We start from the raw sequence: 20,448 nt of genomic DNA on the forward strand, positions 1-20,448 counted from the left end.
GTCGTGAAGCGCCTCCTGATGCTGCTGCTGGCCCTGCTGGGCGTGGCGTCCGCCGTGCCGGGCCAGGTGGATGTGGCGGCCGAACTCCGCACCGCGCACGACCTCGTGGCCCAGAGCCTGCGTGAGTATGCGGGCGGGCAGCGCGACGCCGCCTTCAAGACAGCCCGCTCGGCGTACCTCGATCACTTCGAGTACGCCGAGCCGCCCCTGCGCGTGTTGAACCCCGACCTGATCCTGGAGATGGAGTACCGCTTCGCGGACCTGCGCAACGGCATGAAGAGCGGCGCGAGCATCAGTGAGTTGCGCGCCGTGGCCGGGGACATCGACGGCAGCCTGCGCAAGGCCGAGAGCATCGTGAACGGCACCGGGGTGCTCGCGCCCACGCTGGCGGCCACGGGCGGCTTCACCATCCTGTTCCGCGAGGGTCTGGAAGCGGCGCTGCTGATGGCGGCCATCCTGGCCTACCTCGCGAGTACCCGCAACGACCGCCTGCGGCGCGGCGTGTGGTGGGGCGCCGGCGCGGCCCTGGCCGCCACCGCCCTCACCTGGGCGGTCGCCACGTACCTGCTGTCCATCGCGCCCATCTCACGGGAACTGATCAGCGCGGTCACCAGCGTCATCGCAGTCGTGATTCTCTTCTACCTGTCGTTCTGGATGCTGCAGCAGGGGGACCGCAAGCGCAGCGCGGAATTCATGCGCGCGCGCGTGTCGCAGGCCGTGCAGAGCGGCAGCCTGGGCGCCGTGGCGCTGGTCACGTTCACCACCATCTACCGCGAGGGCTTCGAGACGGTGCTGTTCTACCAGGCGCTCGCGGTGGCCAGCGGCCCGGTCCTGGGGTATATGTACCTCGGCGTGGCTCTGGCCGCGCTCGCGCTCGTGGCGGTGTTCGCCGTGCTGTTCCGCCTGGGGCGCCGCCTGCCCACGCAGCGGCTGTTCCCAGCGCTCGTCACGGTCACGGCGCTGTTCGCAGTCGCGTTTGTCGGCAACGGCGTGCGCGCCTTCCAGGAGGCCGGGTGGCTGCCGGTCACCAACCTGTACGGGCGGGTGCCGACACTGGACCCCAACGTCGCGGCCCTCACCGGCCTGCACCCTACCGTGGAAACGCTCGCGGCGCAGGGGCTGATGGTCCTGGTGTACGTCATCGGCTTCGTGCTGCTGCGCGCGCGCGACGGGCGCTCCTCCCGGACTGGGGCGCCCGTGTGACAGGTGGCCCCCTGCCGGTCCGGATCGGCATTGACGTGGGAGGCACCTTCACCAAGGGTGTCGCCCTCGGCCGTGACGGCCAGGTCCTGGCCGTGTCGCACGTGCCTACCACGCACCAGCACGCCCACGGCGTGGCTGCGGGCGTGCTGGACGCCCTGCGTGCGCTGCTGCGTGACCTCCCGCCGGGCTCGGTCCCGGCCCTGGTCGCGCACTCCACCACCCAGGCCACGAACGCCCTGCTCGAAGGCGACACGGCGCCCCTGGGCATCCTCGCCCTGGGGGAGGCCCGCGACGAGCGGCGGGTGAAGGCCGTGACCCGGCCACCGGCGGGCCTGCGCGCGCAGCACGCCTTTGTGGCCACGGGTACCCCGGACTTCGACGCGCGCGTGCAGGCTGTGCTGGACCGCTGGCACGCACAGGGCGTGGGCGCGGTCGCCGTGTCGCAGGCCTTCGGCGTAGATGACGCGCACTTTGAGCATCGGGCCGGTGACCTCGCGCGCCGCGTGGGCTTCCCGGTGAGTCTGGGCAGTGACCTCTCCGGTGCGTACGGCCTGGAGATGCGGACCCTGTCTGCCGCGGTGAACGCCAGCATTCTGCCCACCATGGTCCGCACTGCCGGTCACGTCCGCGACGCCGTCGGTCAGCTGCTGCCGGGCGTGCCGCTGCTGATCGTCCGCGGGGACGGCGGCGCGGCCGACCTGCGCGCGTTCGAGGAGAAGCCCCTGCACACGGTCGTCAGCGGGCCCGCCGCGAGTCTCGGCGGGGCGATCCTGGCGCACGGCGTGATGGACGGCGTGTTCTTCGAGGTGGGCGGCACGAGCACGAACATCGGCGTGATCAAGGACGGGCAGCCCGCCCTGAAGTACATGACCGTGATGGACGTCCCCACCGGCCTGCGCGCGGCGGACATCCGCATTGCGGGCGTGGCGGGCGGCAGCCTGGTGCGGCTGCGCGGGCGGCGCATCGAGGACGTCGGGCCGCGCAGCGCGCACATCGCGGGCCTCGCGTACGCCAGCTTCACGCCTGCCGACCAGCTGGCCGGCGCGCAGATTGAACTGATCGCCCCCAGCTCAGGCGACCCGGCGGACTACGCGGTGCTGCGGGTCCCCAGCGGCGCGCGCTTCGCGATCACGCCCACCTGCGCGGCCAATGCCCTGGGGGCCATTCCGGCGGGCGGGTACGCGCACGCCGTCCCGGAGAGCGCCCGGCTGGCCCTGAGCCTGCTGGGGCAGGCGCTGGGCGCCGGGATGGAGGCCGCGGCGCACGCGGTGCTGGAGGCCAGCGCGGAGAAGCTCACCCGGACCGTGCAGGGCCTGGTGCGCGAGTACGGCCTGCGCGGCGCGCCGCTGTACGGCGGGGGCGGCGCGGCCAGCGTGCTGGGCCCGGTGGTGGCCCGGCGCCTGAACGCGCCATTCGTGCCCATCCCGCACAGTGACGTGATCTCCTCGATCGGCGCGGCCCTCGCCGTAATCCGGGTGGAACGTGAGCGCAGCGTCACCCGGCAGGACCCCACGGTGGCGGACCTCCTGGAGCGCGAGGTGGGCGACGAGGCCGTGCGGCTCGGGGCAGATCCGGCCACGCTGCGCGTCGAGACGGAATTCAGCGCCCGCGAGGGCCGCCTGCGGGCCGTGGCAACCGGCGCGCACCCCCTGAGCGCCCGCACTCGACCCCTCGATGCCGACGAGGTGCAGCAGCAGGCCCGGCAGGTGCTGGGCGACCAGGCGCAGCTCGTGTTCGGCGGCGCGCACCACACCCTGTTCGTCGCCACGCGCGTCCGGCGGAGCCTGCTGCGCCGCACCGAGACGCACGCGGCCCTTGTCCTTGACGGGCGGGGCGTGCGGCTGCTGCGCTTCGAGAACGCGCAGGTGCTGACCGGGCACGCGCATGAGGCGCTGGAGGAGCTGCGCACTCTGCTGCAGGGGCGGGCGGTGGCGCCGCGCGTCGCGGCCCTGACTACCTCCCGGCTGAGGGACTACGCGCACCTGCACGACCCGGCGCTGCTGCTGCGGCAACTGAGCGAGAACCTGCGCCTGGAAGGCCAGGTCGCGCTCATCATCGAGCAGTGACCCCACAAGGAGAGCCATGCTGTACCGCCGTCAACGCAACCTGTCCCCCCTGATCGTGACCGCCGCCGCCCTGCTCAGCCTCGCCCTGGGCTTCCTGGCTGGCCGGGTCACCGCGCCCCGCCCGACCCTCGCCAGCCTGATCGCGCCCAGCGCCCTCCACGCCCGGCAGGCGGCCGGCGCGCTGGAGATCGTGCCCCTGGAGTACGCCCGCGCGCAGCAGGGCAACGCGGGCAGCCTCGACGCGGCCCGCACTGCGGCCCGGCAGGCGCAGTCGGAACTGGACGCGGCGGCCCTGCTGCGCCAACTCAATCCGGGCGGGATGCGGGAAGCGCAGGCGGCCCTGGCGGCCCTGCGCAGCGCCGTGGACGCTGGCCGCGGCGCGGACGTGGTGCAGGCGCAGGTGACGCGCGCGCAGACCGCGCTGCGAGACCTGCAGGCCGCGGGCACCCCCTGAGCCCAGAAGGTTCAGACCGTCCGGCCCAGCTGAGCTGGGCCGGACGGTGTTCCGTTGGAACGGCCAGCAAAACGGGGCGGGGCGCCGCCCGTGCCCCATCCACGGGTCGGGCGCGTGCCGTGGTTCGCCGGTCAGGGGTGGGCGCGCAGCCACTCTTGGAAGTCGTGCATTTCCCCGGCCTGCGCCGTGATGATGCGCGCCGCGAGGTCCAGCACGAACGGGTCCTGAGTGCGCTGCAGCGCCAGGGTCGATTTGTCGTTCGCGGCGGCGTGGTGCGGGATCATGCCTTCGAGGAAGGTCCGTTCCGGCATGCTCGACGCGCGGATCATCGCAGGCATGTCCATCATCCGGTTCATCTGGACCATGCGGGCCATCATCGCCTGGTTCGGCCCACCGTACGCGCGCAGCTGGGCCTGCATCTGCTCGATCTCCCGCGTCTGGTCCGCGATGATCTGGGTGGCCCAGGCGCGCACCTGCGCGTCCTTGGCGCGTTCCAGCACCGCCCGGCTGCTGTCGATGGCCCCCTGGTGGTGGGGGATCATCATGGACATGAACGCCCGCTCGAACGACCGCCCGCTCAGGCGCGCGAGGTCGTTCATCATGGGCATCATCATGGCGCGCATGTCCAGTTGCATCTGCAGGCCCATCTGGGACAGGCCGGGCACGGTCGCCGAGGGCGTCATGGGCATGCTCATGTGGGTCATGGGCATGCCGGGCATCGCCATGCCGTCCATGCCGTCCATGCCGCCCGCCAGCGCGCCGCCCGGCAGGACCGTCAGCAGGCTCAGGGTCAGCAGCGCCCGCCTCACGCGCTCACGCTCCCCAGCAGGCGCGTGCAGGCCACTGCGCAGCGGCGGCAGCTGTCGGCACACACGGCGCAGTGCGCCATGTTCATGTGCTGCGCGTGGTTCGCGCACTCGTCACCGCAGGCTGTACACGCGGCCACGCAGGCCTGCAGCTGGGCGCGCAGGACCGCCTGGTCCGCGTCGGTCAGGCGGCCCAGGACCCGGCCGGTGGCGGCGCAGATGTCCGCGCAGTCCAGGTTGAGCCGGATGCAGCGCACGAGGTGCGCGAGGTGCTCCTGTTCGCCCAGGCAGGCGTCCGCGCAGGCGGTGCACACGGCGCTGCATTCGAGGCAGGCCTCCAGGCATTCGGCCAGGGCCGCGGGGTCGAAGGTGGTCTGGGGCTGGGGATGGGTCTGCAACATCTTCGAGATCTGCGTGTGCATGGCGCGCCTCCTGTCGGCGTGAGGGGGCCGTGGGCTGGTGCCGGTCCGGGCCCACGGGGGGTGAAGAACGGTAGGTCCCTGCGCCGTTACGTTCGCAGCGCCGTGTAAACCTTTCCTGAGAAGCGGGTTGGGCAGATCGTCACGCGCGCCCCATATAGGGTGAGGCTCGTCATGGCCCGGGTCTTCCAGACCTGTGGGGCTGCGCTGGGCACCCGGCCAGGTGCAGCGCTTCGGTGACGCGGGCCGGCCTTGGTGGACAGATGCTGGAGGCCTTCCCACTTGAATGCCAACGGCCGCCCCGGAACGTCCCGGGGGCGGCCGTCGCGGCTACGGTCCTTACAGGCCTTTTTTCATCAGCCACGCGCGGAAGTCGTGCACTTCGGTGGCCTGGTCGCGGACGATGTCCCGCGCGAGCTTGAGGACGCGGGCGTCACTCGTCTTCTGCAGGGCGAGGGTGGCCATGTCGATTGCGGACACGTGGTGCGGCACCATGCCCTGCACGAACGCCACGTCCGGGTTCTTGGCTTTCTTCACGGCGTCGCCCATGCCGCTCATGCTGCTTTTCATCATGTTGGCCATGGCGGCGTCCGTGCCGCCGAGGCCCCCAAGCCAGGCGTTCATCTGGTTGATTTCGCCCTGCTGCGCGGTGATGATCGCCGCGGCCCAGCGTTTGACGGTGGCGTCTTTGCTGAGGGGCTGCACGGCGCGGGCCATTTCCACGGCTGCCTGGTGGTGGGGGATCATCATGCTGAGGAAGGCCCGGTCGAACGCCTTGCCGGACAGTTTCTGCAGGCCGCTGAGGTCCATTTTCATGCTCATGCCGCCCATGGAGGACATATTGTGATCGGGGCCGTGGTTCATGCCGGCCATGCTCTGCGCGCCGCTCAGGCCACTGAGGCTCAGGGCCGCTGCCATCATCAGGATGCGTGTCATGCCGTCAGGGTAGGCCTGCCCTGTAAAAATCCTGTAAAGCTCTCCTGGCAGGTTTACAGGAGCTTTACACGGGGGCCGTAGCGTGTGGGTTACCAGGGCGCGTCACCGCGCCCTGTGAGGGAGGACCCGTGAGGTCATGGCAGTGGAGGACGCACGACCCGGCGTCACTGAGGAGGTGGGCGTGGCGACCGTGTTGATCGTGGATGATGATCCGGCCATCGTGGAGGTCCTGGCGGCGTACCTGCGCGCGGAAGGGCACGCGGTGCTGACGGCGGGGGACGGCGTGCAGGCGCTGCCTCTGCTGGTCCGGGCGCACGTGGCCATCATCGACTGGATGCTGCCGGGCCTGTCGGGCCTGGAGGTGACGGCGCATGCCCGGCAGACTCAGCCGCAGCTGCCGGTGCTGCTGCTGACCGCGCGGGGGGAAGTGGATGACCGGCTGGCGGGCCTGGACGCCGGGGCGGACGATTACGTGGTCAAGCCGTTCAGTCCGCGGGAGGTGGTCGCGCGCGTGCGGGCGCTGCTGCGGCGCGTGGCCGTGCGGGACGAGATCGAGATCGGGGGGCTCACGTTGGACGTGCAGGGCCGCACGGCCACGCTGGACGGGCAGCCGCTGGCGTTCTCCCGGACGGAGTTCGATCTGCTGGCGACGCTCGCGCAGCACCCGGGGCTCCTGTGGACGCGCGAGCGGCTGCTCGAGCGGGTCTGGGGGCCGGAGTTTCCGGGGGTGACCCGCGTGGTGGACGTGCACGTCACGGCCGTGCGCCGCAAACTGGGGGATGAGCCGGACAGCCCGCGGTTCATTGAAACGGTGCGCGGCGCCGGGTACCGCTTCAAGGAGTCCTGAATGCGGCTGTTTCCCAGACTGCTGCTGCAGCACCTCACGGGCGTGGCCGTGACGGCCGCCGTGCTGGTCGGCGCGGCGGAGGTGTCCGCGCATCCCTTTATTCAGCATCACGTGGATTCGATGATCGTGCAGATGGGCGCGCAGGGGGGCCACATGCGCGTGGATCTGACGCAGGGCATGCGGGACACCCTGACGCGCGCCCTCCTGACGGCGCTGCCGGTGGCGCTCGTGGTGGCGACGCTGTTCGCGTGGCTGTCCGCGCGGCGCGTGACGGCGTCCGTGCGGACGCTACAGGATGGGAGCCGCGCGCTGGCCAGCGGGGAGTACCACCGCCGACTGGCCGTGGCGGGTGAGGATGAACTGGCGGAGCTGGCGGGGAGTTTCAACACGATGGCGGGCGCGCTGGAGCGGGTGGAGCAGAGCCGGGTGGAACTGATCGGGAATGTGGCGCATGAGTTGCGCACGCCGATGGCCGCGGTGCGCGGGTACGCGGAAGCGGGGCAGGACGGGATTCTGCCGCCGCAGGAGGCGCTGGGGGCCAACGCGCGGGAGATGGCGAGCCTGGAGCGCCTGGCGCGGGACCTGAGTCTGGTCAGCCGGGTGGAAGGCGGGCGGGTGGACCTGCACGTGGTCGCGCTGGCGCTGGAAGGCGCGCTGCTGCAGGCGCGGGAGCGGTTCGCGCTGGCGTTCGAGGACCGCGGGGTGACGTTCACGGTCACGGGCCCGGCGGCGGGGCTCAGCATTCAGGCGGACGCGGCGCGCGCGCAGCAGATCCTGGCGAACCTGCTGGGGAACGCGCTGCGGCACACCCCACCGGGCGGGACGGTGCGTCTGGGGGCCGAGCGGCGGGGGGGGATGGCCGTGGTCACGGTGGCGGACACGGGGAGCGGCGTGAAGGCGGAGCACCTGGAGCGCGTCTTTGAGCGGTTCTTTCGGGTGGATGAGGCCCGGACGCGCGGGGAGGGCAGCGGGGTGGGCCTGACGATCGCGCGGGGCCTGGCGCGCGCCATGCGGGGGGACGTGACCGCCTCGTCCGTGCCGGGTGAGGGGAGCGTGTTCACGTGGACGGTGCCGCTGGCGCCGGGGTGAGGGGTCAGTACAGGCGCATGGGGTTGATGGTCTGGCCGCCGATCATCACGCGGTAGTCCAGGTGCGGGCCGGTGCTGTTGCCGGTGCTGCCGACCCGGGCGATCACCTGACCGGTCGCCACGGTCTGGCCCACCTGGGCGAGGTTGGCGCTGTTGTGGCTGTAGCGGGTGGTCATGCCGTCCCCATGGTCGAGCACGAGCGTCCAGCCCCACCCGGTGCGCCCGTCAAAGCGGGACTCGGTGACCGTACCGGCCCGGGCGGCGCGCACGGGCGTGCCGGTGGGGGCGGCCAGGTCGAGCCCGGGGTGCGCGGCGCTGTAGACGCTGGTCAAGCGCCCCTGGACGGGCAGGACCGCCGTGACGCGAATCCCGGTGGCCTGGACGCGGGCGCCGGCCGCACCCGGGCGGGGCGCGGCGGCGGGCACGGGGTCCGGGACCTTGAGGCGCTGGCCGACCTGCAGGGCCCGCTGGGGGTTGAGGGTGCCGTTGAGGTTCACGAGGCGCTCGATGGTGGTCCGGTGTTGACGGGCGAGGCCGTAGAGGGTGTCGCCGGGTTTGACGGTGATGGTGGCGGCGCCGGCGCTGCTGAGGGTGGCGGCCAGGAGGAGCGGTAGGAGGAAGCGCATTGCCGGTACGGTATGCACCGAATGTAAAGATGAGGTAAAGACGTGGTCGGAACGGCACACCGCCGGTGGGCGGGTGCGCCAGGGGAACGCAGGCGCACCCTGGCGCGCCCGCCGCTCCTCGCGTTCCAGACCCCCGTGCGGTCCGCAGCTACACCCCCGTTGTCATAACGGGGCCGTCTGCGCAGCCCATGAGTGCCCCCAGGAGCCGGAGGGGTTAGGCGCGCTCCAGTCGATGCGCTGCGCCGCCGTCCACGGGCAGACCAGCGGCCTTCCAGTCCGGTAAACCTGCGACCAGGCGGCGCGCGTCGTAGCCCTTTTCCCGCAGCAGCGACACGGCCTCATCTGAGTACACACAGTACGGGCCCCGGCAGTACGCCACGATGGTCGTGTCCTGTGGCAGGTCCGGCAGCAGGGTCTCCAACTGCTCGACGGGTACGGATCTCGCCCCCGGGATATGCCCCGCCTCATATTCGATCTCAGGCCGCACGTCCAGGATCAGGACGTCCCCCAGGCGGGCCTGCAGTTCCTCGAGCGTGATGGCTTCCAGATTCTCCCGTTCCTGCAGGTACGTCCGGACGAGCTGCCCGACCTCCGCCACGCACGATTCCCCAAAGTCCCGCAGGGACTGCCAGACGCGGAACGCCTCGGGTCCGGCCAGCCGGTAGTGCCGCAGGTTCCCGTCACGGCGCACGTCCACCAGCCGGGCCTGCCGCAGCACCTGGAGGTGCTGACTGGCGTTGGCCACCGTCAGGTCGGCCGCGCGCGCCAGGTCCTCCACAGGCCTTTCTGCCTGTGCGAGCAGGTCCAGCAGTTCAAGCCGGGCGGGACTCGCGAGTGCTTTGCCCACCCGGGCAAACTGCTCGTACAGGTCCCGCTTGAAGGGGCGGTGGTCACTCATGCTGCCACCGATGCTACGGGATGGGTTTCCGGCATGCGCCACGCCACCAGCAGCCCTGAGGCGGCGGTGAGCACGGCCACGATGATCAGGGCCGCCGGAACACCCAAGGTGTCAGCGGCAACGCCACCGATGATCGCCCCGACCGCGAGGCCCCCGTCCCGCCAGAGCCGGTATGCCCCGACCGCGGTGCCGCGCCAGGACGGCTGGGCGGCGTCCCCAATGGCGGCGAGGAGGGTGGGGTACACCATCGCCGTCCCCAGGCCCAGCAGGACGGAAGCGAACAGCCAGGGCAGGAATCCCGTCCAGAGGGCCATGCCCAGCAGACTCACGCCCTGAAGCAGCATGCCGCCCACGATGAGGCCTTTGCGCCCCAGTCGGTCACTCAGGGCCCCGGTCACGAGTTGGGCCAAGCCCCAGACCGCCGGGTACGTGGCGGCGACGAGCGCGATCTGCGTGACGCTCAGGCCGCTCGCCGCGAAGAAGAGGGGCAGCAGGCCCCAGGCCACGCCGTCATTGAGGTTGTTCACGAGGCCCGCCTGATTGACACTGGCCAGCGCCTTATTCCGCCAGACGCCCTCTTTGAGGATGTGGCCCAGCGTGGGGGCAGGCTCACCCCCCGCCTTCGGGTGCCGCTGCGCTTCGAGTTGCGCGAAAGGCAGCGTTTCCCGGACGAAGGCGGCGGACAGGATCAACCCCGTCACGGCGAACGCCACGCCCAGGTAGAAGGGCTCAGGACGCAGCCCGTACCGCGTGGCCAGCCAGCCGGTCGTGTAAGCCGACGCGGCCACCGCGAGGTACCCGGCTGCTTCGTTCAGGCCCATGGCCAGGCCGCGTTTGTGCGGGCCCACCAGATCGATTTTCATGATGACCGTGGTGCTCCAGGTCAGCCCCTGACTCGCGCCCAGCAGGAGGTTGGCGGCAATGATCCAACCCCAGGAGGGGGCCAGCATGATGATCAGCGGGACCGGCAGGGCCAGCACCCAGCCCGCGAGCAGGATCGGCCGCCGGCCGTACCGGTCCCCCAGGCGGCCCGCGAACAGGTTGGTGATGGCTTTCACCAGGCCAAACGCCCCCACGAACGACAGAATCAGGCTGCTGGAGGTGAGCAGGAATTCCCGCTCGGCAATCAGAGGGGGGACTGTGCGTTCCAGGCCGATCATGGCCCCGACAAACGCGTTGACCAGGACGAGCAGCCAGAACTGGCGGGCGTTGGCGCGCAGGCCCAGTTCCGGCGGGCGGGCCGCAGCGCTCATGATGCGCTGACGGTGGCGTAGCCGCTGTTCAGGGCGCGGGTGACTTCAAAGTCGACGGGGCGCGGGGGGATGTCCTGCAGCATCATGGCGACGAACGCTTCTTCGTCGGTGATGGCCAGCGCAGTGTTGTAGCGGCGCTCGAAACCGATGGTGCTGCTGGGGTTGCCACTGAGGGTGCGGCCACAGACGCTGCCACTGAACGCCCCTGGGTAGATCTGGAGGTGATCCGGGAGGCCTTTGAGCCGTTTGGCGGTGCGGTAGAGGGCCCGGGCGCCTTCTTCCGGGTCGCTGGCGAGTTCCGTGCGGCCCAGGTCGCCGACCATCAGGGTGTGGCCGGTGAAGGCCAGCCAGGGTTCTTCGGCGCGCCGGTGGTCGGTGACGAGCAGGGTGAGGTGTTCCGGGGTGTGGCCGGGGGTGTGCAAGGCCTGGACGGTGACGTTGCCGAGGGTGAGGACCTCACCGTCGTCCACGGGATGGAAGGGGAACGCGGTCTGGGCGCTGCGGTGCAGGACGTAGGCGGCGCCGCTGCGGTGGGCGAGGTCGCGGGCGGTGGAGAGGTGGTCCGCGTGAAGGTGGGTGTCGATGACGTACGTGATGGTGACGCCGAGGGCGGCGGCTTCGTCGAGGTAGTGCTGGGGGGGCAGGACGGGGTCAATGACGGCGGCCTGGCCCTGTCCGGCGCAGCCGAAGAGGTAGGAGATGGCGATGGGGTCGTGGTGGAGGTAGGTGCGGTGGAACATGCGGGCTCCTTCCAGGGTCACCCCTGCTCCTGTATTCAATAGATTACTTGAATAGATGTCAAGGCACGCCCACCAGACCACGCCCAAGTTGAACCCGTTCATCACGACGGGGCGTCGCCTCACGGTGCGGCGCGAACCCAGCGCCTCGGGACTCAGCTGTCCCGGCACACGCACACCACCGCACCTGAACTTTTCAGCACCCCGAACACGTGCCGAGCGTCAACCGTGCCAGCACTTCCCTGACCCGGCCAAGACGCGCATGACCAACGCTGCAGCGCGCCACCGCGCGTGCTCACGGGGTGATTCGCGAACCCCACGTCCCGGCGGGAGCCTCATGCGTACCGGACGGTAAAGGCCGTATGTGGAGCGGGTCGCGCCAGCCTGTAGGGGCCGGTCAGCTGCCCGCCCGGGGCCAATACGCGATGATCAGCGCTCCAGTGAGCGCGACGCCCGCACCCCACAGGCTGGGTGGGTCTGGCGTCTTGCCCTCGACCAGCTGCCCCCAGAGCAGCGAGCACACGATGAAGAGCCCGCCGTAGGCGGCGTACGTGCGCGCGAAATCGAACGACTGCGGCTGCAGGGTGGGCAGCACGCCGTACAGCACCAGGATGGCACCGCCCAGCAGGCCCAGCCACCAGGGTCGGCCCTCACGGAGCCAGAGCCACATCAAATATCCGCCGCCGATTTCGGCGAGACCAGCCAGGATGAAGAGCAGGATGGACCGCGCCATGCCGTTAGGATACGTGCGGAGCGGGAACACACGCGAAGAGGGCAAACGCCCTGAACGTCTGCTTAACTGCTCAACTATAGTCGTCACATGCTGCGGGCTGCACGTTCAACACGCTGGCCAACCCAGAGCGGCCCGCCGCTGATCGCGGACCACCATGGAAGCCGCCCGGCCACGCCTCGCGGCCAGCGGTCCCAGCCGCCCGGGCCGGACCACCCTCCCTCAGGGCAGGTCCTGGCGACGCCCCGATCACCTCGCGTGGCCCCGGCCCCCCTTCCGCCTCCGGTTGGGCCGGTCCATCCCGCCCCATGACGTCCGCTCACGCCGCTGAACGTGCGCCTGCCCTCAACTTGAGTGCCGTGCGCACCGGGACCGCGGATCTCACGGCGTCCCTGCTTGAGCCCGGACGCAGCCAGACCTGCCCCACCACCAACGGTGCGGCCCGGCGTCACCGCACGGCTCACTGGGCCCCGCTGGCGCCCTCCACTCAGGGGACCCCATGAAACGACTGCTGCTTATCCCCCTGGTCCTCACTGCCTGCGGCACCACCAGTTCCATCGACGGCGTCAAAACCTACGCCTACGAGGGGGGCGACCACCAGGAGGGCCGCATCACCTACGCAGAAGCTCACCCGGTCGGCGGTCCCCACAACGCCCAGTGGCAGAACTGCGGCGTGTACACACAGGACCTCTACCCTGAGTACGCCGTGCACAGCCTGGAGCACGGTGCCGTGTGGGTGACGTACCGCCCGGACCTCCCCGCGTCCGACGTGCTGGCGCTCAAAACAGCCCTGGATGGGCGGACGCATACCCTGCTCTCCCCACGCCGTGGTCAGGCGGCCCCCATCGTCATGACCGCCTGGAACGCCCAGCTGGAACTGGAGCGCGCCAATGACGCCCGGGTGACGGCGTTCATTCAGAAGTACGAGCAGGCCAGCACGGCCCCCGAAGCGGGCGCGTCCTGCAGCGGCGCGTACCGCGAGACGCAGTGAGGGCCGTGAGGGTGCTGGGCGTGGCGGCGCTGGGCGGCGCTGCCACCGCCGCCACGTTCCTGCTCAGCACCCCCCGGCCCCCCACGCAGGGCAGCGCCGACGTCCGGTTCCTGCGGGACATGCGCGCCCATCACGCGCAGGCGGTGGAGATGAGCGTCACCCTCCTCAAACGCGCCGAGGACGCGGATGTCCGACTGCTCGCGCAGGACATCACCCTCACCCAGCAGGCGCAGATTGGGCAGATGAGCGGCTGGTTGACCGCCTGGGGCCATCCGGTCGCCGGCGCGCAGCCGCCCATGCAGGGCATGAACCGCGCCGCGATGGGTCTGGCCAGCGCCCGTGACGTCCGCGCCCTCGAGAACCGGCCGATCACGGTGGCGACGCGCCAATACCTGCTGCTGATGCGCGCGCACCATCTGGGCGGCGTGGCCATGGCACGCGCGGCCCTCAAGGAAGCCCGCCACCCGCTGGTCGTGACGTTCGCCCGCACCGTCGTCACCTCACAGGCAGCCGAAGTGCGCGCCATCGACGCGCTGCTGACTGCCCGGAAGATCACCCCGCCCCCGACCCCCGTTCCAACCGACATGGAGGACATGGATCATGGCTGACGCGGCGCGCGTTCCCACCGAGGCGGACGCGGGACCCCCAGCGGAGCACGGCCCACCACGCCGACCCTGGACGCACTCCGTGGCGTGGGCGGCCACGGTGGTCAGTGCCGGCCTGGCAGGGCTCCTACTGTATGACCAGTTCACCAATCCGCTGTCCCTGTTTGGCAGTGTGTACCCGGCGGGCACGCCCACACCTGACCTGTGCGGCACCGGGGAGAACGGACAACCGCTGGCGTTGACGGACCTGAAAGGCAAGACGGTCGCGGTGTTCTTCGGGTTCCTGCACTGCCCGAATTACTGCCCGACGACACTGGCGGCGCTGGAACGCGTGCGCCAGGCGCTGCCGGAACGCGACCGGGCGCAGTTCGTGACGCTGCTGGTGTCCGTCGATCCGAAGCGGGACACGCCGGCGCTCATGAATGAGTACGTAACGTACTTCAGTGCCCGTGCCCGGGGGCTGATCATCCCGGAAGAGCGCCTGAGGGGAGCCGCCGCAGGCTGGGGCGTGGGCTACCAGTACGTGGACACGCCGGGTGGGGCGTATCAGGTGAATCACACGACGGGAACGTACCTGGTGGACCGGGAAGGCCGCCGCCGCGTGGTGTGGGATTACTACCAGTTGACCACCAACCCGCAGCGGGTGGCGCAGGACGTGCAGGCGGTCATGGACTGACCGCAGGGGCGGCCCGGTACACTTCAGGGATGGCCGCCGTGCATCCCGCTGAAGACACCTGTGAAACGAGTTGCGTGCATCCGGACGCGGTCGCCACGGCCCGGGCTGCCCTGCCCGACGAGCCCTGCGTTGAGCGCGCCACGACCTTCCTGAAACTGGTGGGGGATCCCACCCGGCTGAAGATCCTGAGCGCCCTGAGCAGCAGTGAACTGTGCGTGTGTGACCTGGCCGCCGTGATCGGACTGAGTGAAAGTGCCACCAGTCACCAGTTGCGGCTGCTGCGCACGGGCCGGGTCGTGACGTCCCGGAAGGAGGGCCGCGTGGTGTACTACCGCCTCCTGGATCATCACGTCACGACCCTGATCGCCAACGCCCTCGATCATGCCCGTGAGTAACGGCCTGCGGTGGGGCGCGGCCGCCCTGGTGACGGCGCTGGGGTTGGCCGCGCTGACCGTCCGGCCCGCACCCGACGCCCTGTACTGCATCGGACGGCCCGGCACCCTCTGGAATGGCCTCACGCCCCTGCCGGACGGTCTGGAGCCACGCTGCCCCACGTCCGCGACGTACCGGCAGGAAATCAAGGACGGGCTCTCCCGCGTGGAGCAGTACGTGGCTCCGGGCTGGCAGCCGCAGGTGCTGATGGCACCACTCAAACGCGCCGGGTACGTGCTGCTGGAAGACGAACTTCGTGGGCCGCGGCACTACTCGGTCTTCATGGGCCGCGTGACGCCCGCCGAGGTGTATTACACGGCGGTGCCGGACGGCCCGAACACCCTGATTACGATCAGTGGGCCCTGATCCATCCCTGGGGGCCGGCCCTGGAAGCGTCCATTCGCGAGCAGATCCGGGCCGGGCGCTGCGGCTGTGAGGTGAACAACCGGCAGGGAAGGTGCTGCCTGGGCAATGTCGTGACCTTCCTGCGGACCCTGGGCCCCCAGGAACAGGTCTGACGCCTTCCTCGCTCTGGTCCCTGAGCGGTCCATTCTGTTGCCACTCCAGGGCGACCCCCTTCAGACGGGCCGCCGGGCGAGGGCCGTTCCGGCGGGCCAGGTGGCGGTCTCCTCGGGGGTCACAGGCGCGCGGGACTCGGTCGCCATGAGGGTCTGCAGGGTGGCCCCCGCCGTGCCCTCTTCGGGTGCTGGCCGGGAGTCGCGACTCGCCGTGCATGTCTCACGTGGCCGCTGCGGTGCCCTCCAGGCGGGCGCGGTGCGTCCACCAGATGCCCAGCAGCAGCGCGGTCGCCAGGCCGCCGCCCACTAGGAAGGCGTGGGTCGGGAGCTGCGTGCCGAGCAATCCGGCAACCGGGTAGGCGAACGCCCACCACAGGTGACTCCACGCGAAGTGCGCGCCGTACACGCGGCCCTGCGCGGCATCCTCGGTCCGTTCGGCCAGCAGCGTCTCGGTGGGCAGGTTCACCCAGTTCTGCCCCACACCGGCGAGCAGCCAGAAGACCATCAGGCCGCCCAGCGGCAGGACATCGCCGGGCAGAATGGCGACACTGGTGACCAGTGCGCCCAGCGCGATGAAGCGCGTCAGGGGGATGCGCTTCCCGGCGCTGCCGACCGCGAGGGACGCCAGGGCCGCGCCGAGGCCGTAGGCGGCCATCACCCAGCCGTACTGCGCCCCCCCGAGGTTCAGGCCGCCTTCCACGCGCGAGACGGTCACGGTCAGGATCAGCGCGCCGGCCACGGCCGCGACGAGTTCCATCAGCAGGGCGAAACGGATGGGCGCGTCGCGCCACAGGCGGGCCGTGCCGTCCCGGACGTCCTGGAAGGTGCTGCGCTCGACGGGGGTCTCACTGGCGCGCAGCGCGGGCAGACTCAGGATCAGCAGGCCGGACAGCAGGAAGCTGGCCGCGTCGACCATGAACAGGGTGCGGGTGCCGAGCGCGGCGGCCAGCAGACCCGCGAGGCCCGGGCCGAGAATGCCGAGCAGTTCGGTCGTGGCGCTCGACAGCGCGAAGGCCGGCCGGGCGTCCTCCCGGCCGACCACCAGGGGAATGGTGGCCTGGTTGGTGGGGGTGAAGAACGCGGTCAGCGCATTGAGGAGGAACATCAGCACGTAGATCTGCCAGATCTCGGTGACGAAGAACATGGCGCCCAGGATCAGCATGCGGCCGAAGTCGCAGGTGGCCAGGACGGTGCGGCGGTTGACGCGGTCGGCGAGCACCCCGGCGAGTGGGCTGAGCAGCACGAACGCGGTGACGCGCAGGGTCAGGGCCGCGGCGAGTACGGCGGGCGCCTGGGCGGGCCCAGCCAATTGGGCGGCCAGCAGGGCCAGTCCCACCCAGGTGAGGGCGTCACCGATCTGGCTGACGGTCTGCGCCGTGTACAGCCGGGCGTAGCGGCGGTTGCGCAGGGCGCTGAAGAGGGTCAGGGCGTTCAATGGACGCTCCCGGGGGCGGCGTCGGTGTGGGGGTGGTCGGGGAGGTCCAAGCGGGTGTGCTGGGCGTGACTGAAGGCTTCCTGGAGGACGGTGATGAGGTGGGTGTCAGTCAGGCGGTAGTGGACGTGGGGGCCGTCGCGGCGGGACTGGACGAGCCCGGCGTGGCGCAGGGCGCCGAGGTGGCGGCTGACGGTGCTCTGCGGGAGGTTGAGGGCGCCCACGAGGGCACTGACGCTCTGTTCGCCGGTGACGAGGCGCAGGAGGATCTGTACGCGGATGGGTTCGGAGAGGGCTTTGAAGAGCGTGGTGACGTGCCAGAGGTCGTCGGGGTGGGGGGGCACGTGGAGGGGGTGGTGCTGCATGCCCAAACCCTATCATCCGCGTATCCGGATAGGTAGATTTAGAGAATGATCATCACCGCCAGCGTCCCCGCCGGCAGCCTGCTCGGCCAGATCACCCACAGTGAAGACCCCCGCGCGCCCACGGCCACCGACGTCGGCTTCCACCCGGCCGCTCCCGGAAGCGTCACCGAACCCACCGCCCTGATCCGCGGGGAACTCTTTGATCTGCTACCACGACCGGGACGCGGACGGCAGCAGCACCCTCACCGTCACACGCCTGCCCCAACCGGTCGCGGAACGCCACATCCAGGTTCAACTGAACCGGGGAGCGGGCCGGCCTCCCCTGACGCGCAGTGAGCCTTGAGCGGCGTGGTCGGTGGCCGCAGCCAGACTGGACGGAACCAGCGGACCCACGCCAAGCCCCCCGGCGTGTGGCGAACCCCACGACGCCACGGCGCACGCGGGACACGCGCGCCACAAACGAAAACCCAGTCCACGGGACGCAGCGCACCTGCGCCCCGCAGACCGGACATGTGAACGCGCCAGACCAGCACGAGCGCAGCCTCCTGGTCGAGCGGGCGGCAGCGGCGGGCTGCGTCCGGCGTCCAGGCCACCTGGAGGGCCACCTCACCCGGCGCCCTTCACGAGGGTCCACCCCGCCGTGGCACGTGCTCGAATGGACGTACGGCCCCCGCCACCCGCCCCATTTCCAGCTATTTCAAAGCTGCTCCAGTGCGCAGCTGCGCCGCTTCCTTCGCGCCCTTGTGCGCGTGCGCCTGGGCCCACTGGGCGGCCGTTTCGATGTCGTACGGCACCCGCCGGAACGTCACCGTCCAGAGGCCATCCCCACCTTCCAGCAGCACCCAGCGCGCCAGGGGCGAGCCGTCTTTCTGCCGGGACACCGCGCCGGCATTCACGACCGTGATGGGGCCGAGCTGCCGCACGTGCTCCAGGTGCGAGTGGCCCACGATCACCACGCGGGCGCTTCCGATGTCCCCCAGGCGCTCGCGCACCAGGTCGTCACTCGCCCAGGCTTTCCCGTCGCGCAGCAGATACGTCCACGCGGAGTCCGGCGTGCCGTGCGCCGCGAGGACCTCGCCACCGGCTAAGGGAACGGACGTCGGGAGCGCCGCCACATACGCCCATGCCCCCTCGGGCAACTGTTCGTGCAGCCACGCGAGCATCTCGCGCTTCTCGGTCGTCTCGGTCAGCGGCTGGCCGAGGCGTTCGTCCGTGTTGCCCCGCACCTCCAGGACCCCGTGCTGCGCCTTGAGCTGCTGCTGGAGGTGCCACGCGCCGGCTGGATCGGCGCCGCCGAACAGCTGATCCCCCAGGTTCACCCAGACGTCCGGCTGATGGGCCTCGATGTCCCTGGCGACCGGATCAAGGGCCCAGCGGTTGCCGTGCACGTCGCCGAAGACCGCGATCTTCATGCCGGGTCGCCTTCAGGCACGAATTCCTGAGCCTGCTGCGGCTGAGGTTCGACCGGGGCGGTGGGCGCGAGCAGGTGATTCACAGCGACCGCGAGTACGGCACCCAAGAGTGGGGCCACCCAGTACAGCCAGTGCGCGGTCCAGAGGCCACTGGCCAGCGCCGGGCCGAAGGAGCGGGCGGGGTTCATGCTGGCCCCGGTGATCGGACCACCCATCGCGGCTTCCAGGGCGACGACGCCCCCGACGACCCAGGGCAGGCCGGAGCGCAACGCGACCAGGAGCAGGAAGAACGTCAGGATCAGTTCGAGGGTGAAGGCTTGCAGGACGCTGCCCGCAGGCATCGTCACCCCAAGATTGCCCTTCAGGCCGAACAGGGCCAGCAGCGCAAAAGCGGCCAGGGACGCACCGATCAGTTGCGCAGCGACGTACGGCAGGACGCGCGTTCTGGGGAACTGCCCGGCGAGCGTCAGGGCGAAGGTCGCAGCCGGGTTGATGTGCGCGCCACTGATGGGCGCCAGGGCGGCAATCACGGCCGTGACGGTCAGGCCGAAGATAGCCGCGACCCCGAGGTGACCCAGGACACCTGTCTGCGCCTGCACGACGGCGGCGCCCGGACCGAAGAACACTAGGGCGAACGTACCCAGGCCTTCCGCTGCGGCGGCGCGGGAGAGGGGAACGCTCACTTCAGGCCACCGGAACGGCGGGGCTGTCCTCGTAAGTGGGCGGCACGTCCCGGCCGTCTTTCAGGGCCTGCACGAACGCCTCGAACTGCGTCTTCTGCTGGTCGCGCACGGCGCGCCAGCGGTCGAGGCTGCCGCCTGAGGGATCCACGAAGGGGTAGTGCCGCCGGGTGGTCTTGCCAGGGTAGACCGGGCACGCTTCGGCGGCGCTGTCACACACGGTCACTACGTAATCGAAGTTCTGGGCGTCTGGAACGTCCCAGAGGGTCTTGCTGGTGTGGGTGCTGAGGTCGAGGCCGAGTTCGGCCATGACCGTCTTGGCGTCCTCTTTGACGCGGGTGGCTTCCGTGCCAGCGGAGTGCACGTCCAGGTCAACGCCCAAGCGGTGGGCGGCGTCCCGGGTGAGGGCTTCGGCCATCTGTGAGCGGGCCGAGTTGTGGGTGCAGAGGATCAACACACGGGTCATGCAGTGACGCTAACACAACGATTTGACTTGATGTGTCAGGGTGGTTTGATCTGAGAGGAGGTCGCTCAGGAGCTCTCCGCCCAGGCGGTAGAGCGCTGGACGATACAGGGTGTAGTACATGTTCTTGCCCCGCTGCTCCGACGTGACCAAGCCAGCCTCCCGCAGGATGCCGAGGTGGTAGGACACCTTGGACTGCGGAAGGTTGAGCAGGACTTCCAGGTCGCAGACGCAGCGCTCCCCACTGGCCAAGTGGCGCACCAGCTCATAACGGGTGTCCTGCGCCAGGGCCTTGAGTTGATCCAGCACGGTAGGGGCAGTCAGGACAGTCACGCATCCATTCTATTCGCTTCAAACAAGCATCCGAAAACGAAACACCGGCAGGGAAATACGGAGGCGGAGCTGACCGCGGCGCCGGGCTGGCCTGGGGTCTGCGCGCAGGTGCGGCCGGACGTCGAGGGACGACGTAGTGGCGTGGGGCGCTGGCTTTGGCCGGGACGCAGTGACCCACTCAAGCCGCCTGTAAGGACTGGACGCGCCCGAACTGGAGCTATGCGATGAGCGCCGGTACCCCGATCTGGGGCGAGAGGAACGTTTCCGATACGTCTCGCTGGCGGAGGCCAGCTGTGCTGAATGTATTGAAGTGCCAGTGCGCGGCACCGTGTGCCCCCCGATGCCCAGCGGCTTGCCGCGCCGCTAAACCACGTCACCGCCGCCTCCGCCACCTTAGAGGCCCGTGCAGCACGTCTAAGAGCCTGAGGACAGAACACGTCGGACTATGTTCCGATCATGGTCGAGCAGCTCGTACCCG

Annotated in this window: 24 protein-coding genes; 10 read left to right on the forward strand and 14 right to left on the reverse strand. The window is 70.3% G+C overall.

Annotated elements, in window-relative coordinates; genetic code table 11:
• Nucleotides 1-3: 3 nt before the first annotated feature.
• From IEY63_RS18165 to IEY63_RS18175, 3 genes are read left to right on the forward strand one after another with little or no spacing between them, the layout of a single operon-like run.
• Nucleotides 4-1,203 (forward strand): FTR1 family iron permease, encoded by a 1,200-nt coding sequence (locus IEY63_RS18165; RefSeq protein WP_189070409.1) that lies wholly within the window; start codon nucleotides 4-6, stop codon nucleotides 1,201-1,203.
• Entirely contained in the window at nucleotides 1,200-3,269 is a 2,070-nt protein-coding gene (locus IEY63_RS18170; protein ID WP_189070410.1) for a hydantoinase/oxoprolinase family protein, read from the forward strand. The genes IEY63_RS18165 and IEY63_RS18170 overlap by 4 nt, the downstream gene beginning before the upstream one ends.
• 16 nt (nucleotides 3,270-3,285) lie before the next feature.
• On the forward strand, nucleotides 3,286-3,723 hold the full coding sequence (locus IEY63_RS18175) for a hypothetical protein (RefSeq protein ID WP_189070411.1): 438 nt from the start codon (nucleotides 3,286-3,288) through the stop codon (nucleotides 3,721-3,723).
• Nucleotides 3,724-3,854: 131 nt separating this feature from the next.
• On the opposite strand, the gene IEY63_RS18180 is transcribed toward IEY63_RS18175, so the two are convergent.
• The 3 genes from IEY63_RS18180 to IEY63_RS18190 form a co-directional block, all read right to left on the reverse strand.
• On the reverse strand, nucleotides 3,855-4,532 hold the full coding sequence (locus IEY63_RS18180) for a DUF305 domain-containing protein (protein ID WP_189070412.1): 678 nt from the start codon (nucleotides 4,530-4,532) through the stop codon (nucleotides 3,855-3,857).
• On the reverse strand, nucleotides 4,529-4,951 hold the full coding sequence (locus tag IEY63_RS18185; protein ID WP_189070413.1) for a four-helix bundle copper-binding protein: 423 nt from the start codon (nucleotides 4,949-4,951) through the stop codon (nucleotides 4,529-4,531). The genes IEY63_RS18180 and IEY63_RS18185 overlap by 4 nt, the downstream gene beginning before the upstream one ends.
• A gap of 336 nt (nucleotides 4,952-5,287) precedes the next feature.
• The gene (locus IEY63_RS18190; protein ID WP_189070414.1) at nucleotides 5,288-5,884 is read right to left on the reverse strand and encodes a DUF305 domain-containing protein; all 597 of its coding nucleotides are present in this window, start codon (nucleotides 5,882-5,884) and stop codon (nucleotides 5,288-5,290) included.
• Between the two features lie 181 nt (nucleotides 5,885-6,065).
• Here IEY63_RS18190 and IEY63_RS18195 point away from each other — a divergent pair, with 181 nt between their 5' ends.
• Entirely contained in the window at nucleotides 6,066-6,731 is a 666-nt protein-coding gene (locus IEY63_RS18195) for a response regulator transcription factor (protein ID WP_189070415.1), read from the forward strand.
• Nucleotides 6,732-7,820: a sensor histidine kinase gene (locus IEY63_RS18200; RefSeq protein WP_189070416.1), complete on the forward strand. Its 1,089-nt coding sequence runs from the start codon at nucleotides 6,732-6,734 to the stop codon at nucleotides 7,818-7,820.
• Between the two features lie 4 nt (nucleotides 7,821-7,824).
• Here IEY63_RS18200 and IEY63_RS18205 read toward each other — a convergent pair whose 3' ends face one another.
• The 5 genes from IEY63_RS18205 to IEY63_RS18225 all read right to left on the reverse strand — a co-directional run bounded on the left by IEY63_RS18205 (nucleotide 7,825) and on the right by IEY63_RS18225 (nucleotide 12,066).
• Nucleotides 7,825-8,445, reverse strand: a complete 621-nt coding sequence (locus tag IEY63_RS18205) for a peptidoglycan DD-metalloendopeptidase family protein (RefSeq protein ID WP_189070417.1) — start codon at nucleotides 8,443-8,445, stop codon at nucleotides 7,825-7,827.
• 214 nt (nucleotides 8,446-8,659) lie between these two features.
• Complete coding sequence (locus tag IEY63_RS18210) at nucleotides 8,660-9,343, reverse strand: ArsR/SmtB family transcription factor (RefSeq protein ID WP_189070418.1); 684 nt, start codon at nucleotides 9,341-9,343, stop codon at nucleotides 8,660-8,662.
• The gene (locus IEY63_RS18215; protein ID WP_189070419.1) at nucleotides 9,340-10,596 is read right to left on the reverse strand and encodes an MFS transporter; all 1,257 of its coding nucleotides are present in this window, start codon (nucleotides 10,594-10,596) and stop codon (nucleotides 9,340-9,342) included. Before IEY63_RS18215 ends, IEY63_RS18210 begins: the two co-directional genes overlap by 4 nt.
• Nucleotides 10,593-11,357 carry an MBL fold metallo-hydrolase gene (locus IEY63_RS18220; RefSeq protein ID WP_229784803.1) on the reverse strand — a complete coding sequence of 255 codons (765 nt, stop codon included), beginning with the start codon at nucleotides 11,355-11,357 and terminating at the stop codon, nucleotides 10,593-10,595. Before IEY63_RS18220 ends, IEY63_RS18215 begins: the two co-directional genes overlap by 4 nt.
• 373 nt (nucleotides 11,358-11,730) lie before the next feature.
• Complete coding sequence (locus IEY63_RS18225; RefSeq protein ID WP_189070420.1) at nucleotides 11,731-12,066, reverse strand: YnfA family protein; 336 nt, start codon at nucleotides 12,064-12,066, stop codon at nucleotides 11,731-11,733.
• Between the two features lie 496 nt (nucleotides 12,067-12,562).
• On the opposite strand from IEY63_RS18225, the gene IEY63_RS18230 reads away from it, so the two are divergent.
• From IEY63_RS18230 to IEY63_RS18250, 5 genes are read left to right on the forward strand one after another with little or no spacing between them, the layout of a single operon-like run.
• The gene (locus IEY63_RS18230; RefSeq protein WP_189070421.1) at nucleotides 12,563-13,054 is read left to right on the forward strand and encodes a thioredoxin-like domain-containing protein; all 492 of its coding nucleotides are present in this window, start codon (nucleotides 12,563-12,565) and stop codon (nucleotides 13,052-13,054) included.
• On the forward strand, nucleotides 13,051-13,662 hold the full coding sequence (locus IEY63_RS18235) for a DUF305 domain-containing protein (RefSeq protein WP_229784804.1): 612 nt from the start codon (nucleotides 13,051-13,053) through the stop codon (nucleotides 13,660-13,662). The genes IEY63_RS18230 and IEY63_RS18235 overlap by 4 nt, the downstream gene beginning before the upstream one ends.
• Nucleotides 13,655-14,335 carry an SCO family protein gene (locus IEY63_RS18240; protein WP_189070422.1) on the forward strand — a complete coding sequence of 227 codons (681 nt, stop codon included), beginning with the start codon at nucleotides 13,655-13,657 and terminating at the stop codon, nucleotides 14,333-14,335. Before IEY63_RS18235 ends, IEY63_RS18240 begins: the two co-directional genes overlap by 8 nt.
• Before the next feature lie 29 nt (nucleotides 14,336-14,364).
• On the forward strand, nucleotides 14,365-14,730 hold the full coding sequence (locus IEY63_RS18245) for an ArsR/SmtB family transcription factor (protein WP_189070423.1): 366 nt from the start codon (nucleotides 14,365-14,367) through the stop codon (nucleotides 14,728-14,730).
• Entirely contained in the window at nucleotides 14,723-15,133 is a 411-nt protein-coding gene (locus IEY63_RS18250; RefSeq protein ID WP_229784805.1) for a hypothetical protein, read from the forward strand. The genes IEY63_RS18245 and IEY63_RS18250 overlap by 8 nt, the downstream gene beginning before the upstream one ends.
• 372 nt (nucleotides 15,134-15,505) lie before the next feature.
• Here IEY63_RS18250 and IEY63_RS18255 read toward each other — a convergent pair whose 3' ends face one another.
• From IEY63_RS18255 to IEY63_RS18280, 6 genes are all read right to left on the reverse strand, one after another.
• Nucleotides 15,506-16,720 carry an MFS transporter gene (locus IEY63_RS18255; protein ID WP_189070424.1) on the reverse strand — a complete coding sequence of 405 codons (1,215 nt, stop codon included), beginning with the start codon at nucleotides 16,718-16,720 and terminating at the stop codon, nucleotides 15,506-15,508.
• A complete protein-coding gene (locus IEY63_RS18260; RefSeq protein ID WP_189070425.1) occupies nucleotides 16,717-17,082 on the reverse strand; it encodes an ArsR/SmtB family transcription factor in 366 nt (121 codons plus the stop codon). The genes IEY63_RS18255 and IEY63_RS18260 overlap by 4 nt, the downstream gene beginning before the upstream one ends.
• A gap of 692 nt (nucleotides 17,083-17,774) precedes the next feature.
• Complete coding sequence (locus IEY63_RS18265) at nucleotides 17,775-18,494, reverse strand: metallophosphoesterase family protein (protein ID WP_189070426.1); 720 nt, start codon at nucleotides 18,492-18,494, stop codon at nucleotides 17,775-17,777.
• On the reverse strand, nucleotides 18,491-19,177 hold the full coding sequence (locus tag IEY63_RS18270) for an MIP/aquaporin family protein (RefSeq protein ID WP_189070427.1): 687 nt from the start codon (nucleotides 19,175-19,177) through the stop codon (nucleotides 18,491-18,493). The genes IEY63_RS18265 and IEY63_RS18270 overlap by 4 nt, the downstream gene beginning before the upstream one ends.
• A 1-nt stretch (nucleotide 19,178) precedes the next feature.
• Nucleotides 19,179-19,640, reverse strand: a complete 462-nt coding sequence (locus IEY63_RS18275; RefSeq protein WP_189070428.1) for an arsenate reductase ArsC — start codon at nucleotides 19,638-19,640, stop codon at nucleotides 19,179-19,181.
• Between the two features lie 9 nt (nucleotides 19,641-19,649).
• A complete protein-coding gene (locus tag IEY63_RS18280) occupies nucleotides 19,650-19,970 on the reverse strand; it encodes an ArsR/SmtB family transcription factor (RefSeq protein ID WP_189070429.1) in 321 nt (106 codons plus the stop codon).
• Nucleotides 19,971-20,448: the final 478 nt, after the last annotated feature.

The sequence above is a fragment of the Deinococcus radiotolerans genome (genome assembly GCF_014647435.1).
Classification (GTDB): Bacteria; Deinococcota; Deinococci; order Deinococcales; family Deinococcaceae; genus Deinococcus; species Deinococcus radiotolerans.

Bases quoted from the DNA above. Each gene is read 5' to 3' on its own strand.
- IEY63_RS18175 (WP_189070411.1), top strand. From the start codon at position 3,286: ATGCTGTACCGCCGTCAACGCAACCTGTCCCCCCTGATCGTGACCGCC.
- IEY63_RS18185 (WP_189070413.1), bottom strand. From the start codon at position 4,951: ATGCACACGCAGATCTCGAAGATGTTGCAGACCCATCCCCAGCCCCAG.
- IEY63_RS18190 (WP_189070414.1), bottom strand. From the start codon at position 5,884: ATGACACGCATCCTGATGATGGCAGCGGCCCTGAGCCTCAGTGGCCTG.
- IEY63_RS18200 (WP_189070416.1), top strand. From the start codon at position 6,732: ATGCGGCTGTTTCCCAGACTGCTGCTGCAGCACCTCACGGGCGTGGCC.
- IEY63_RS18205 (WP_189070417.1), bottom strand. From the start codon at position 8,445: ATGCGCTTCCTCCTACCGCTCCTCCTGGCCGCCACCCTCAGCAGCGCC.
- IEY63_RS18210 (WP_189070418.1), bottom strand. From the start codon at position 9,343: ATGAGTGACCACCGCCCCTTCAAGCGGGACCTGTACGAGCAGTTTGCC.
- IEY63_RS18215 (WP_189070419.1), bottom strand. From the start codon at position 10,596: ATGAGCGCTGCGGCCCGCCCGCCGGAACTGGGCCTGCGCGCCAACGCC.
- IEY63_RS18225 (WP_189070420.1), bottom strand. From the start codon at position 12,066: ATGGCGCGGTCCATCCTGCTCTTCATCCTGGCTGGTCTCGCCGAAATC.
- IEY63_RS18230 (WP_189070421.1), top strand. From the start codon at position 12,563: ATGAAACGACTGCTGCTTATCCCCCTGGTCCTCACTGCCTGCGGCACC.
- IEY63_RS18240 (WP_189070422.1), top strand. From the start codon at position 13,655: ATGGCTGACGCGGCGCGCGTTCCCACCGAGGCGGACGCGGGACCCCCA.
- IEY63_RS18245 (WP_189070423.1), top strand. From the start codon at position 14,365: ATGGCCGCCGTGCATCCCGCTGAAGACACCTGTGAAACGAGTTGCGTG.
- IEY63_RS18260 (WP_189070425.1), bottom strand. From the start codon at position 17,082: ATGCAGCACCACCCCCTCCACGTGCCCCCCCACCCCGACGACCTCTGG.
- IEY63_RS18265 (WP_189070426.1), bottom strand. From the start codon at position 18,494: ATGAAGATCGCGGTCTTCGGCGACGTGCACGGCAACCGCTGGGCCCTT.
- IEY63_RS18275 (WP_189070428.1), bottom strand. From the start codon at position 19,640: ATGACCCGTGTGTTGATCCTCTGCACCCACAACTCGGCCCGCTCACAG.